We start from the raw sequence: 13,373 nt of genomic DNA on the forward strand, positions 1-13,373 counted from the left end.
ATCGGATAGCTGATAGATGGAAGACGCGCCTTAAGCGGCTTCCTTGGCATCGCGAATCGCGGCGATAGTGCGGACGAGCTTGCCGGGCACCTCGTTGAGCGTTGCAGCGAGCTTCTGAACCGGAGCCTTCATGGTCGCCATGAGCAGACTGATCGCCTGATCGTAGGTCGGCATCTTGGCCAGAGTGCCGATCTCGGATGGGGCGAGCAGCTTGCCGCCCAGGGCGATGAGGCGCACCTGGAACTTGTCGTGCTCCTTGGCGAAGGGCTCCAGGACGCGCGCAACCGAACCCGGATCGTTCTGCGAGAAGGCGAGGATCATCGGGCCGACGAGCCCATCTCGCATGCAGGCGAAATCCGTGTCTTCCAGCGCGCGTCTGGCCAGGGTATTCTTGACCACGCGCACATAGACCCCGGCCTTGCGTGCCTCCACGCGCAGCTTGGTCAGTTGCTCGACGGTCAGGCCCCGGTATTCGGCTGCGATGGCCGAATAGGCGCTCTTTGCAACTTCCGCGACTTCGGCGACGATTGCTTCTTTTTGCGCAAAATTCAGCGCCACTGTCGTCACCTCTCCTGACATTGGAACCCGGTCATAACCGGGCGGCGAGCGGGTCCTTCACCTCCAGTGAGGGGCCCGCTCGCCAGGTTTGTGCGCCGTCATCAGCTAAGGATCTGACTCGGGAGCACCGTCTGCGCGGGCATGGTGGGCATTAAGTCCTTATGCCATCATCCTTGATGGCACCTCGGACACCCGCGGTCTTTGACGGTCTCCAGCGATGCCCGAGACCTCAAAGAAAACTCAGTCTCCAAGCGTGCCGACCCGAGGGCCGACACCCTAGATCAGAAGGTCAACGCCGAATGGTCGACCGTCAGGCCCGGCCCCATGGTGCTGGAGACCGTGACCTTCTTCATATAAATACCCTTGGCCGCCGTCGGCTTGGCCTTCATCAGGCTGCCAAGCAGGGCCTCGAGGTTCTCGCGCAGCTTGTTGGGCTCGAAATCGACCTTGCCGAGCGGGCAGTGGACAATGCCTGCCTTGTCGGTGCGATAGCGCACCTGACCGGCCTTGGCATTGCGCACGGCCTCAGCCACATCCGGGGATACGGTGCCGACCTTGGGGTTGGGCATCAGGCCACGCGGACCCAGCACCTTACCGAGCTGACCGACGATGCGCATGGCATCGGGCGAGGCGATGACCACGTCGTAGTCGAGCTGACCGGCCTTCATCTCTTCGGCCAGATCCTCGAAGCCAACCTTGTCGGCCCCGGCTTCGCGCGCTGCATCCGCCGCGGCACCCTGAGCGAAGACCGCCACGCGCACGGTCTTGCCGATGCCGTGCGGCAACACGGTCGAACCACGAACGACCTGATCGGATTTGCGCGGATCAACGCCGAGGTTGACCGCGACATCGATGCTCTCGTTGAATTTGACCTGGGACAACTCCTTGAGCAGGGCAAAGGCCTCGTCAGCCGGATAGAGCTTGCCGGGCTCGACACGCTCCCGGATCGCACGCACACGCTTGCTGAGACGCGCCATATCAATTCACCCCCTCGACATTCAGACCCATGGACCGCGCACTGCCGGCGATGGTACGCACGGCGGCGTCCATGTCGGCGGCGGTCAGATCGGGCATCTTGATGGCAGCGATCTGTTCGAGCTGCTCGCGCGTGACGGTTCCGACCTTGTTGGTGTTCGGCTTGGCACTGCCGCTGCTGATGCCAACGGCCTTTTTAAGCAGGATCGAGGCTGGCGGGGTCTTGGTGATGAAGGTGAAGCTGCGATCCGAGTAGACCGTGATGATCACGGGCGTTGGTGTGCCCTTTTCCATGTCCTGCGTACGCGCATTGAACGTCTTGCAGAACTCCATGATGTTGAGGCCGTGCTGACCAAGTGCAGGACCGACCGGCGGGCTGGGAGTCGCTTCGCCGGCCTTCACCTGCAACTTGATGTAGGCAGTGATCTTCTTTGCCATGATGAGTCTCCAGTGGGTGCAAGCGCCGGAGGATTACCCGGCTCCCCATGTGTAAGCCCCCAACAGGGGATTGGGAGGCCGCGTCCCAAGAGGACAGGCGGCCAGACTTCAGTTCACGCGGGCGCACATGCCGCGATCTTCACCCCTTTTCAACCTGGGAGAATTCCAGCTCGACCGGCGTCGAACGACCAAAGATGAGCACCGAGACCTTGACGCGACTCTTGTCATAGTCGACATCTTCGACCACGCCATTGAAATCGGTGAAGGGACCGTCGATAACGTGCACCACCTCGCCCGGCTCGTAGATTACCTTTGGACGGGGTTTCTCGCCGCTTTCCTGCAAACGTCGTAGGATGGCCTCGGCCTGGGCGTCCGGGATGGGGGCCGGGCGATCGCCCGTACCGCCGATAAAGCCCATGACCTTAGGTACGTTTTTGACCAGATGCCAGGTCTCGTCGGTCAATTCCATGTGAACGAGGACATAGCCTGGGAAGAACTTGCGTTCGCTCTTGCGCTGTTGCCCGCCTCGCATCTCGACTACTTCCTCGGTGGGCACCAGGATTTGACCAAATAGATCCTCGAGCCCTGCGCGCTTGATGCGCTCCTCCAGAGAACGCTTGACCTGCCCCTCGAAGCCCGAGTAGGCATGAATGACATACCAACGCCTGGACATTCTTAACCCCCCTGGCCAGTCAGGAATCGCAGGATCGACATCAGGATCATGTCGAATAGCCAGAGGACGATACCGAGGAGCAGCACCATGACCACGACCACCAGGGTCGTCTGCAGGGTTTCTTGTCGCGAGGGCCAGACGACTTTGCGCACCTCCATGCGCGAATCGGAGATGAACTGCCAGAGCGCACGACCGCGTTCGGTCTGGAAGGCGATGGCTGCCGCCCCGCCGCTGATCACCAGCAGCACGATCACGCGCAGCAGCGTCGAGACTTCGGAGAAATAATAAAAGGCCAGGATACCGCCAACCAAAAGGAATGCAGCACCACCCAGCTTGAGAAAATCCAAGCCGGCACCGCCGGTCTCTGTGCGTGAACTCATGAATTCGCCTATTTTCAAACCGCGTCTAGCGCGACAAATTTAGCTTTCTGGCTCGAATACAGCACATCAAAACCAACGGACTTCAGCGAAACGCGGCCTGAGATAGACCATCAAAACGCGCCCAACAGGAAGCCTCGCTGACTCACGCAGAGCTAGGGGATTTTCGCCAAAACCGCCCCGAACAGAAGCGACGTCGGCGACTTGAATGGCAGGCCAGGAGGGACTCGAACCCCCAACCTGCGGTTTTGGAGACCGCTGCTCTGCCAATTGAGCTACTGGCCTAAACTCGAAGCGATGGGGACAGACGCAAAACCCAAGGACGGCCTCGCGCCACCCTCATCGCAGATTACTCGATGATCTTGGAAACCACACCTGCGCCGACGGTGCGACCGCCTTCGCGCACAGCAAAGCGCAGACCCTCTTCCATAGCGATCGGCGCAATCAGCTTGATCGTCATCTTAATGTTGTCACCCGGCATCACCATCTCAACGCCTTCAGGCAACTCGCACGCCCCAGTAACATCCGTGGTGCGAAAATAAAACTGCGGACGATAGCCATTGAAAAAGGGCGTGTGACGCCCTCCCTCCTCCTTGGAGAGCACATAGACCTCCGCCTCAAAATGGGTGTGCGGCGTGATCGACCCCGGCTTGGCCAGCACCTGACCTCGCTCCACCTCTTCGCGCTTGGTCCCGCGTAGCAACACCCCAATGTTGTCACCCGCCTGACCCTGATCCAGCAGCTTGCGGAACATCTCCACCCCAGTGCAGGTGGTCTTGGCCGTGTCGCGCAGACCAACAATCGCCACCTCATCTCCAACCTTGATGACCCCACGCTCCACGCGCCCCGTCACCACCGTCCCTCGCCCCGAGATCGAAAACACATCCTCAATCGGCATCAGGAACGGACCATCAATGGCACGCTCCGGCTCCGGAATATAACTGTCAAGCGCCTCCATCAGCCGGTCAATCGACTGACCTCCAATCTCACTGTCCACACCTTCCAACGCCAGCTTCGCCGACCCCACAATGATCGGCGTCTCGTCCCCCGGAAAGTCATAACTGGACAGCAGCTCGCGCACCTCCATCTCCACCAGCTCCAACAGCTCCGGATCGTCCACCATGTCAGCCTTGTTCAGATACACCACGATGTACGGCACCCCCACCTGACGCGCCAGCAAAATATGCTCCCGCGTCTGCGGCATCGGACCATCCGCCGCCGACACCACCAAAATCGCCCCATCCATCTGCGCCGCACCCGTGATCATGTTCTTCACATAGTCCGCATGACCCGGACAGTCCACATGCGCATAGTGGCGCTTGGCACTCTCATACTCCACATGCGCCGTCGCAATGGTGATGCCGCGCTCACGCTCCTCCGGCGCATTGTCAATCTGATCATAGGCCTTCGCCTCGCCTCCGTACTTCTTCGCCTGATGCGTGGTGATCGCCGCCGTCAGCGTGGTCTTGCCGTGGTCAACATGGCCAATCGTGCCTACATTGACGTGCGGCTTACTACGTTGAAATTTTTCTTTGGACATGAACGGCTCCCCGCATGTAGCAAATCGACTGAGCGCGCCTTAAGAGCGCACAAGACTCTCAATAAACAGATATGGAGCCCATGACCGGAATTGAACCGGTGACCTCACCCTTACCAAGGGTGTGCTCTACCGACTGAGCTACATGGGCAAAAACTCAAATGACCCCTCGCACAAAACCTGGAGCGGGTGATGGGAATCGAACCCACACCATCAGCTTGGAAGGCTGAGGTTCTACCATTGAACTACACCCGCGAAGGCGTCGAACGGCATCGGACGTCGGCGAGAACGTCAATCGCAACGAACACCACCTGCTTTGGTGGAGGGGGGAGGATTCGAACCTCCGAAGGCTGAGCCGTCAGATTTACAGTCTGATCCCTTTGACCGCTCGGGAACCCCTCCAAATGAGCGGCGGATTGTATGGGCGAACTCAGAGCCCCGTCAATATGTATTTTGAACAGGTAACCATCAGCCAGGGTTGCATCGAGGCGGCACCGGTGCCTCGCCGGCACGCGCGGACGGGCTACAATGCGTTCGTCATGCAGTCACGCAACCCAAGCTGCTAGCATAAAGAGCTTAATTCCTAAATCCTCGACGATTATCCGAGAATTCCAACGATGGATGTAACGATCTTTGGTACGGGCTATGTGGGACTCGTGACGGGCGTCTGTCTGGCCGAGGTAGGCAACAACGTGCTCTGCATCGACATCGATCCGCACAAAATCGATCTACTCAACAGCGGGGGGGTGCCGATCTACGAGCCTGGACTCGACGAGATGATCCAGTCCAACCGCACGGCCGGTCGGCTGCGCTTCTCGACGGACGCCAAGGCTGGCGTCGAGCACGGACTGTTCCAGTTCATCGCCGTCGGCACACCGCCTGACGAGGACGGCTCGGCCGATCTGCAATACGTTCTGGCGGTGGCGCGTGCCATCGCCGAACACATGACCGAGTACCGCATCCTGGTCAACAAATCGACAGTGCCTGTAGGTACGGCCGACAGGGTGGCCGATACAGTGCGCGAGGTGCAGGCACGCTTGGGTCGAACGGTCGAGTTCGATGTCGTTTCTAACCCCGAGTTCCTCAAGGAAGGCGCAGCGATCGAGGACTTCATGCGTCCGGACCGTATCATCGTCGGTACCGACAATCCGCGCACGGCGGAGCTGCTGCGCGCGCTCTATGCCCCCTTCAATCGCAGTCACGACCGGCTGATGCTGATGGATGTGCGCTCCGCCGAGCTGACCAAGTACGCCGCCAACGCCATGCTGGCGACCAAGATCAGCTTCATGAACGAGTTGTCGAACATCGCCGAGGCGGTCGGCGCTGACATCGAGAAGGTGCGTGTCGGAATCGGCTCCGATCCACGTATTGGCTATCAGTTCATCTATCCAGGCTGCGGCTATGGCGGCTCCTGCTTCCCCAAGGACGTGCGTGCCCTGGAGCGCACGGCGCGCGGGCTGGGCTATGAGGCCGAGCTCTTACGGGCGGTCGAGGCCGTGAATTTCCGCCAGAAGACAGTGCTATTCAGAAAGCTCAACGACTATTTTGGCGGTGAGCTGGGGGGTAAAACCATCGCCATCTGGGGTCTATCCTTCAAGCCCAATACCGACGATATGCGCGAGGCATCCAGCCGGGTGCTGATGGAGGCGCTTTGGGAGGCTGGGGCAAGGGTCCGGGCCTATGATCCGGTAGCCATGGATGAGGCCCGGCGGATCTACGGTGAGCGCCCAGACCTGATCCTGGTCAATGACGCCCTCTCCGCCTTGGATGGCGCCGACGCACTGGTAGTCGTGACCGAATGGTCGCAATTCCGCAGTCCCAATTTCAATGCGATCCGATCCCGACTGCGCATCCCGGTCATCTTTGACGGACGCAACATCCTCGATGGATCGCTCGCCCGTGCCGCCGGCCTGACCTATGTCTCCATCGGACGCGCACCCTTGAAACCCGCCTGACCCATCTCCGGCCGACGCAGACCCACCACGCCGGCCGGAACCCCATCAAAAGCGGTGACTCCAGCCGACACTGATCTCGAACTGCTCCATATAGAGACTACCAGACTGGGTCTGGGTCAGGGTCGGACTGGTGCCGTCGAAGGTGGCCTCGGGCATGTAGGCGAGCGCGATCGAGAACTCGTCCGACTTGGTCGCCTTGTAGGCCGCGCCGAGCGTCCAGTGCCAGCGGATGGTCGCCGGAGACAGGACATTGAACAGCCCCTGGCGATCAGATTTCAGGAAGTCGGTGTTGTAGCTCACACCGCCCATCAGGGTCAGGCGGTCATTGGCCTCGTAGCTCAGCCCCAGCTTGAGCACATCCATGCTGTCCCAGCCGAAACCGACGCCGCTGTTGCCCCCGAGACAATAGGACGGCTTCGGCCCGACCTGCTGACAGGCGGTGAGATCCGCGTCGTTGGAGTTGGCGATCGAGTCGGTCTCGTCATAGAAGATGTGCTGATAGTCGAAGGCGAGGGTGAGGTTCGGACGAGCCTTGTAGGCAAGACCCAGATTGAACATCGCCGGGATGTCGAAGGAACCTCCATCGGCGAAGAGACCGGCATATTCATCGAACTTGCTCATCCAGATCGTCGTGCGATAGGAAGCGCCGAGCGCAAGCTGGTCTGTGACCTGTCCGTACCAACCGAAGTGCAGGCCCCAGCCATAGCTCCAGTCATCGCCGTTGTTGGTGACCTTGTCCGGATTCACTGACATCTGCTTGAAGGGTTCGAGTCCGGTGGCCTCGAATCGCTGGATCGCGAACACGGGCGCGATACCCACGGACTGATTGCCGTCGCCGAGCTTCAGGGTATAGGGGATCTCGATGAAGAGCTGTTCCAGATTGATGCCGGTCGGGGTCGTAGCGGTGTAGATCCCGTTTGGATTGCCGTTGATCGTGCCGGGCACCGGGTCCGTGATCGGCATGGGTCGCCCCGACGAGAAGTCGAAATAGGGGCCGACACTGCCGTCCGGATAGGCGCCGACACGCTGGTTGGGATAGACCGAGAAGTTCTCGAAGGGGGCGCGGCTCTTGTAGCGCGTATTCATCCCGCCATTACCAAAGACCGTGATGCCGATGGTGCTGCGCTCGTCGAGCGGGTGGTTGTAACCGAAGCTCGGAACCAGAAACCAGTCGTCGCTGCTGTCATACTCCCCGGGCGTGACGAAGCCGCCCGCCGGCAGGGTGAAGGTTCCCTGACCGGTCTGGATCTCCTGGGTCGCATAATCATTGTTGGCCTTGTAGCCGCGCGGCGAGGGGCTGAAGAAGGACGCCCCGACATCGAAGCCGTAGCCGATGACGGCCATCCCGGCTGGGTTGGTTGCTGCAACCAGCGTGTCCTGCGGCAGGGCCGTAGCCACGCCGGCCATGGCCTTGGAACGCACGCCCCAGCCGTGTGAAAGATAGCCGTTGGTGGCTGAGGCCGTGACCGGAATCGCACCGGCGGTCACCAAGGCCAGGGCTAGCGAATGCCTGATTCTCGTCTTCATAATTTGGGATGCCCCCTGCAAGTTTTTATAAGGCCATCGATCTTTGATCGATATCGATCCACTCTCACCGAATCCGCATGGATCCCATGCGGAGTGAAGGCTCAAAGGCCAAGGCAGACGCCATCCGGTCAGGACAGGATGGGGCACCGAGACACCCTGAACTCCTCACCGCGATATTGGGTCGGGAGACAACGGATTGTCAAAAATCAATCGATCGATGCGAGCCGCGCAGAGGATGCATCATAGGGTAAAAATCTGAGGAACCAAGCCGCCTCCAATCAGCCCCGGTTCGCCCGCTTGCGCTCGCTCTCCTTGAGATGACGTTTGCGCACGCGGATCGCGCTCGGGGTGATCTCGACCAGTTCGTCGTCCTCGATGAACTCCAGCGCCTGCTCCAGGGTAAACCTGATCGGCGGTGTGAGCAGGATGTTCTCGTCCGAGCCGGCGGCGCGGATGTTGGTCAGCTGCTTGGCCTTGAGCGGATTGACGGTCAGGTCATTGTCGCGCGCGTGGATGCCGACCACTTGACCCTCATAAACCTCTTCACCGGGCGAGACCAGCATCCGCCCGCGCTCCTGGAGATTGAACAACGCATAGCCGAGCGCCTTGCCGGTGGCGTTCGAGATCATGGCCCCGTTACGACGCCGCGCGATCGCGCCCGGCTGGACCGGACGATAGCGTTCGAAGACGTGGTATTTGAGTCCGGTGCCCGAGGTCAAGGACATGAACTCGGTCTGGAAACCGATCAGACCTCGGGTCGGGATCTCATAATCGAGGCGTACCCGGCCCTTGCCGTCGGGCACCATGTCCTTCAATTCTCCGCGCCGCTCGCCGAGTGCCTGCATCACGGCGCCCTGACAGCCCTCCTCGATATCGACCGTGAGCTGTTCATAGGGCTCGCAGATCTGGCCGTCGATCTCGCGGAAGATGACCTCGGGACGCGACACGGCCAGCTCGAAACCTTCGCGGCGCATGTTTTCGAGCAGGATCGCCAGGTGCAGCTCACCGCGCCCGGAGACCCGGAACTTCTCGGGGTCATTGCCCTCCTCGACGCGCAGCGCGACGTTATGGATCAGCTCGCGTTCGAGACGCTCCTTGAGTTGACGCGAGGTCAGGTACTTGCCCTCACGTCCGGCAAAGGGCGAGGTGTTGACCTGAAAGGTCATGGTCACGGTCGGCTCATCGACAGTGAGCGCTGGAAGCGCCTGGACGTGCTCGGGATCGCACAGGGTATCCGAGACATTGGGCGCCTCGATGCCGGTCAGGGCCACGATGTCGCCGGCGCTGGCCTCGGCCACCTCATAGCGCTCGAGTCCCAGATAGCCATAGACCAGACCAACCTTGGCCTTGTGGCGCGTGCCGTCGGGTTTGACCACGACCACCGACTGGTTGGGCCTGACGCGCCCGCGGCGGATGCGCCCGACGGCGATGGCCCCAACATAGGGGTTGTAGTCGAGGGTCGAGACCTGCATCTGGAACGGCGCCTCGGGATCGACCTGGGGCGCCGGGCAGTGCTGGACGATGGCCTCAAACAGCGGGGTCATATCGCCCGAGCGCACGTCCTCGGTCAGGCCCGCATAGCCGTTCAGGGCCGAGGCGTAGACGATGGGAAAATCGAGCTGCTCGTCGCTGGCACCGAGCCGGTCGAACAGGTCGAACACCTGATCGATGACCCAGGCGGGACGTGCGCCTGGGCGATCGATCTTGTTGATGACCACGATCGGGCGCAGACCATGGGCAAACGCCTTGCTGGTGACGAAACGGGTCTGGGGCATGGGGCCTTCCTGGGCATCGACCAGGAGCAGTACCGAGTCGACCATCGACAACACGCGCTCGACCTCGCCGCCGAAGTCGGCGTGTCCGGGGGTGTCGACGATGTTGATGCGGTAGTCGTTCCAGCGGATCGCGGTGTTCTTCGCTAGGATGGTGATGCCGCGCTCCCGCTCGAGCGCGTTGGAATCCAGCACCCGTTCGATCGGGCCAAAGCGGTCGCCCAGCGTACCGGACTGCTGCAACAGCTTGTCTACGAGCGTGGTCTTACCATGATCGACATGGGCGATGATGGCGATGTTACGAAGATGTTCGATCACAGGACTGGACTCCGAGTGCGGAGGCTTAAATTGACGGATGGATTCGGGCTTCGGAATCGGGGTGTCTGGCGGGAAACGAGATTGTAGCCGGGGATGGATGTGACTGGATTCGGCCTCGGTGGGATTATATCCGTTCGACGGACGAATCGCGTGCTGTGTCTTGCGCCGCGGCGACTGAACGCTGTCGGCCTGGTGGATGGCAAGACCTATCCCGGGGACAATCTAGCGAGGATTGTTCGGGGAGGATCTTGTCATGATTCCGCAACACTTGGTCCGGCTTGGATTTTTTCGAGATACCAACAGAACCTGTGGATAAGTCTGTGGACAACTTTCGTTCATTGGCCTCCAGGGCGCGTGGTTGCTGGACGAAAAACAGATCGGTCGCATTTTGACCGCCTAAAAAAATCTTTATTATCAACACCTTAGTTAAGACATTGACAAAGGGCTCGCGCTGACCAGAGCCGGGGTCTTGGGGCGAGGTGGATGGGTGCGACCTGTGAACAAATCGTCGGTACGACGGGCTTGCACCGACGCTGGAAAAGACTCAGCATAGGATTCCGGCGTACAAAACAGCCCCTCGACCCTGACACACGCGGTCTGCCCCGATTCAGAGGGACGCCACCCAGCCACCATCGGACCCGAGAAAAAACGCGCATGACGTCCAGCGATCTCCAAGCCGTTCGCGATCATATCGCCTCACGCATCATTGGCCAGCAGGCATTCATCGACAGCATGTTGGTCTGTCTGTTAAGCGATGGTCATCTCTTGGTCGAGGGCATGCCGGGGCTGGCCAAGACCACAGCGGTCAAGGCGCTGGCCGAGTCGATCGAGGGCGATTTCCATCGCATTCAGTTCACGCCGGATCTGTTGCCCTCGGATCTGATCGGCACCGACATCTATCGCCATGAGAAGGGCGAGTTTGAGTTTCGTCAGGGGCCGCTGTTCCACAATCTGCTGCTGGCCGACGAGGTCAACCGGGCACCGGCCAAGGTGCAATCGGCCTTGCTGGAGGCGATGGCCGAACGTCAGATCACGGTCGGTCAAAAGACCTATCCCCTGCCCCAGCTTTTCATGGTGCTCGCGACCCAGAATCCAGTCGAGCAGGAGGGCACCTATCACCTGCCCGAGGCGCAGCTCGACCGCTTTTTGATGCAGGCGGTCGTGACCTATCCGAATCGTGATGAGGAGCTTCGGATCCTGGAGCTCGACAGCGAGCAGCAGCGGCATCATCCGACGCCGCCGTCCAGGCGACTGAGTCAGGCGGAGCTGTTTGCGATGCGGCGCGCTGTGGCTGAGATCTATCTCGATCCCAGGCTAAATCACTATATCGTCGATCTGGTGCAGGCGACGCGCCATCCGAAGCTCTATGACCGGGATCTGGGGCGTTGGTGTCGTTTCGGGGCCTCGCCGCGCGCCAGTATTGCGCTAGCGCGTTGTGCGCGGGCGCGCGCCTGGCTGGATGGCGAGACCTTCGTCACACCCCATCATATCCAGTCGGTCGCGCCTGAGATCCTGCGTCATCGCATCCTGCTGACCTTCGAGGCCGAGGCCGAGGGGGTGACGACGGATGCCTTTATCAAGCGGTTGCTCAGTTTGGTCGCGATTCCGTGAGGGCTTGGATTTTATGAGCGGTCACATCCGCCCGTGGCTTAAATCATTCACGCCCCTACGCAAGCCTGTGCAAGCCAGCTTTAGCAGAGCACGACTGAATGATTCAGCCCCGTCGATCATACGATCGAGGTCGTCGCCCCCTGCACAGGCTCATCCGGCGGACTGTACCAGTTCAGCTTATCGCGTAACTTGACCACCTCGCCAACGATCAAGAGCGTCGGCGGCGAAGGCGGATCGGCCTCGACGATCGCGCGGATGGTCGCTAGGGTGCCGGTATAGACCCGCTGCAGATGGGTCGTGCCCTGCTGGACCAGGGCGATGGGCATCTCGGGAGGCACACCGTGCGCCATGAGCCGCTCGACGATGACCGGCAGACCCACGAGGCCCATATAAAAGACGACGGTCTGGTTCGGTTGAGCGAGCGCCGGCCAGTTCAGGTCGATGGTGCCGTCCTTCAGGTGCCCGGTGACGAAGGTCACGGACTGGGCATAGTCGCGATGGGTCAGCGGGATACCTGCATAGGCCGCGCAGCCCGAGGCGGCCGTGATCCCTGGAATGACCTGAAAGGGCACGCCCTCGGCCGCCAGGGTGTCGATCTCCTCACCGCCGCGCCCGAAGATGAAGGGATCCCCCCCCTTGAGCCGAAGCACCCGATGGCCGTCCTTGGCCAAGTCGGCGAGCAGCCGGTTGATCTCTTCTTGGCGCATGGCGTGATGGTTGCGCTCCTTGCCGACATAGATCCGCTGCGCGTCGCGGCGCGTCATATTGAGAATGGGTGCGGCCACGAGCCGATCATACACGACGACATCGGCCTGCTGCATCAGCCTCAGGGCGCGGAAACTGATGAGATCCGGGTCGCCCGGACCGGCACCGACGAGATAGACCTCACCCATATCGCGCTCGAGTGCATCCGGCGCCAACTCTTGCTCGATGATGGCCTCGGCCTCCTGAAACTGCCCGGCGAAAATCCGCTCGGCGACCGCCCCTTGCAGCACCCGATCCCAGAATCTGCGTCTGTCGCGCTGTTCGCTGAAGCGCGCCTTGACCCGCTCGCGATAGCGCCCGCTCAACTCGGCCAGCCGCCCATAGCCGGCAGGGATCAGGGCCTCGAGCCGCGTCCGCAAAAGGCGTGCCAGCACCGGTGAGGTCTTACCGCTGGAGACGGCAATCGTCACCGGCGAGCGGTCGACGATCGAGGGCAACACGAAGGTACAGGCATCCGGGTCGTCGACGACATTGACCGGGATGTCGGCGGCCTTGGCGAGCTGCGCGATCTGTCGATTGACCGCACGGTCATCAGTGGCGGCGATGACGAGTCGCTGACCGGAGATGTCCGTAGGCGCGAAACGGCGCGCCTCGTGCCGCAAGGCACCAGAGGCGACCTGGCGCGCCAGCGCCTCACACAATTCGGGCGCGACGAGGGTGACGGACGCACCTGCGCGCAGCAGATTGGAGACCTTGCGCGCCGCCGTGGCGCCGCCGCCGACCACCAGACATGGGCGGCCTTGCATGTCGAGAAAGATGGGCAGTAGATCCATGGTGCTCTCTGGCTACAAGATGGGACGGGGCCGAATGGCTCCGTTGAGTTAGCTTTAGAAAATCCTTAATATACTTAAATACTTTGTTTTAGCG

At 61.0% G+C, this 13,373-nt stretch carries 11 protein-coding genes and 4 tRNA genes; 2 read left to right on the top strand and 13 right to left on the bottom strand.

Features of this window, described 5'->3' with window-relative positions:
• Positions 1–30: 30 nt before the first annotated feature.
• From rplJ to E6P07_RS07370, 10 genes are all read right to left on the bottom strand, one after another.
• Positions 31–558, bottom strand: a complete 528-nt coding sequence (rplJ, locus tag E6P07_RS07325; RefSeq protein ID WP_153975005.1) for a 50S ribosomal protein L10 — start codon at positions 556–558, stop codon at positions 31–33.
• A gap of 281 nt (positions 559–839) precedes the next feature.
• Positions 840–1,535, bottom strand: a complete 696-nt coding sequence (gene rplA / locus E6P07_RS07330; protein ID WP_153975006.1) for a 50S ribosomal protein L1 — start codon at positions 1,533–1,535, stop codon at positions 840–842.
• Position 1,536: 1 nt separating this feature from the next.
• Complete coding sequence (gene rplK, locus E6P07_RS07335; RefSeq protein ID WP_153975007.1) at positions 1,537–1,971, bottom strand: 50S ribosomal protein L11; 435 nt, start codon at positions 1,969–1,971, stop codon at positions 1,537–1,539.
• 139 nt (positions 1,972–2,110) lie between these two features.
• Positions 2,111–2,644: a transcription termination/antitermination protein NusG gene (gene nusG, locus E6P07_RS07340; protein ID WP_153975008.1), complete on the bottom strand. Its 534-nt coding sequence runs from the start codon at positions 2,642–2,644 to the stop codon at positions 2,111–2,113.
• 2 nt (positions 2,645–2,646) lie between these two features.
• The gene (gene secE / locus E6P07_RS07345; protein ID WP_153975009.1) at positions 2,647–3,024 is read right to left on the bottom strand and encodes a preprotein translocase subunit SecE; all 378 of its coding nucleotides are present in this window, start codon (positions 3,022–3,024) and stop codon (positions 2,647–2,649) included.
• Positions 3,025–3,230: 206 nt separating this feature from the next.
• Positions 3,231–3,306 (bottom strand) — tRNA-Trp (locus tag E6P07_RS07350).
• A 64-nt stretch (positions 3,307–3,370) separates the two neighbouring features.
• Positions 3,371–4,561 (bottom strand): elongation factor Tu, encoded by a 1,191-nt coding sequence (tuf, locus tag E6P07_RS07355; RefSeq protein WP_153974998.1) that lies wholly within the window; start codon positions 4,559–4,561, stop codon positions 3,371–3,373.
• A 72-nt stretch (positions 4,562–4,633) separates the two neighbouring features.
• Positions 4,634–4,709: transfer RNA gene (locus E6P07_RS07360), tRNA-Thr, on the bottom strand.
• A gap of 30 nt (positions 4,710–4,739) precedes the next feature.
• Positions 4,740–4,813, bottom strand: a tRNA-Gly gene (locus E6P07_RS07365).
• A gap of 62 nt (positions 4,814–4,875) precedes the next feature.
• Positions 4,876–4,960 (bottom strand) — tRNA-Tyr (locus E6P07_RS07370).
• 215 nt (positions 4,961–5,175) lie between these two features.
• On the opposite strand from E6P07_RS07370, the gene E6P07_RS07375 reads away from it, so the two are divergent.
• On the top strand, positions 5,176–6,513 hold the full coding sequence (locus E6P07_RS07375) for a UDP-glucose dehydrogenase family protein (RefSeq protein WP_153975010.1): 1,338 nt from the start codon (positions 5,176–5,178) through the stop codon (positions 6,511–6,513).
• Positions 6,514–6,558: 45 nt separating this feature from the next.
• Here E6P07_RS07375 and E6P07_RS07380 read toward each other — a convergent pair whose 3' ends face one another.
• Together E6P07_RS07380 and typA are read right to left on the bottom strand one after the other, a co-directional pair.
• On the bottom strand, positions 6,559–8,040 hold the full coding sequence (locus tag E6P07_RS07380) for an OmpP1/FadL family transporter (protein WP_153975011.1): 1,482 nt from the start codon (positions 8,038–8,040) through the stop codon (positions 6,559–6,561).
• A 278-nt stretch (positions 8,041–8,318) separates the two neighbouring features.
• Positions 8,319–10,130 carry a translational GTPase TypA gene (gene typA / locus E6P07_RS07385; protein ID WP_153975012.1) on the bottom strand — a complete coding sequence of 604 codons (1,812 nt, stop codon included), beginning with the start codon at positions 10,128–10,130 and terminating at the stop codon, positions 8,319–8,321.
• A 654-nt stretch (positions 10,131–10,784) separates the two neighbouring features.
• Here typA and E6P07_RS07390 point away from each other — a divergent pair.
• Positions 10,785–11,741: an AAA family ATPase gene (locus E6P07_RS07390; protein WP_153975013.1), complete on the top strand. Its 957-nt coding sequence runs from the start codon at positions 10,785–10,787 to the stop codon at positions 11,739–11,741.
• Positions 11,742–11,857: 116 nt separating this feature from the next.
• Here the strand turns inward: E6P07_RS07390 and cysG are convergent, their stop codons facing one another.
• Positions 11,858–13,279: a siroheme synthase CysG gene (gene cysG, locus E6P07_RS07395; RefSeq protein ID WP_153975014.1), complete on the bottom strand. Its 1,422-nt coding sequence runs from the start codon at positions 13,277–13,279 to the stop codon at positions 11,858–11,860.
• Positions 13,280–13,373 lie beyond the last annotated feature (94 nt).

It is taken from the genome of Thermochromatium tepidum ATCC 43061 (assembly GCF_009664085.1).
GTDB classification, from domain to species: Bacteria; Pseudomonadota; Gammaproteobacteria; order Chromatiales; family Chromatiaceae; genus Thermochromatium; species Thermochromatium tepidum.

What these genes read in the sequence shown, in the direction of transcription:
- rplA (WP_153975006.1), bottom strand. Translation starts at nt 1,535, where the DNA reads ATGGCGCGTCTCAGCAAGCGTGTGCGTGCGATCCGGGAGCGTGTCGAG.
- rplK (WP_153975007.1), bottom strand. Translation starts at nt 1,971, where the DNA reads ATGGCAAAGAAGATCACTGCCTACATCAAGTTGCAGGTGAAGGCCGGC.
- nusG (WP_153975008.1), bottom strand. Translation starts at nt 2,644, where the DNA reads ATGTCCAGGCGTTGGTATGTCATTCATGCCTACTCGGGCTTCGAGGGG.
- secE (WP_153975009.1), bottom strand. Translation starts at nt 3,024, where the DNA reads ATGAGTTCACGCACAGAGACCGGCGGTGCCGGCTTGGATTTTCTCAAG.
- tuf (WP_153974998.1), bottom strand. Translation starts at nt 4,561, where the DNA reads ATGTCCAAAGAAAAATTTCAACGTAGTAAGCCGCACGTCAATGTAGGC.
- E6P07_RS07375 (WP_153975010.1), top strand. Translation starts at nt 5,176, where the DNA reads ATGGATGTAACGATCTTTGGTACGGGCTATGTGGGACTCGTGACGGGC.
- E6P07_RS07380 (WP_153975011.1), bottom strand. Translation starts at nt 8,040, where the DNA reads ATGAAGACGAGAATCAGGCATTCGCTAGCCCTGGCCTTGGTGACCGCC.
- E6P07_RS07390 (WP_153975013.1), top strand. Translation starts at nt 10,785, where the DNA reads ATGACGTCCAGCGATCTCCAAGCCGTTCGCGATCATATCGCCTCACGC.
- cysG (WP_153975014.1), bottom strand. Translation starts at nt 13,279, where the DNA reads ATGGATCTACTGCCCATCTTTCTCGACATGCAAGGCCGCCCATGTCTG.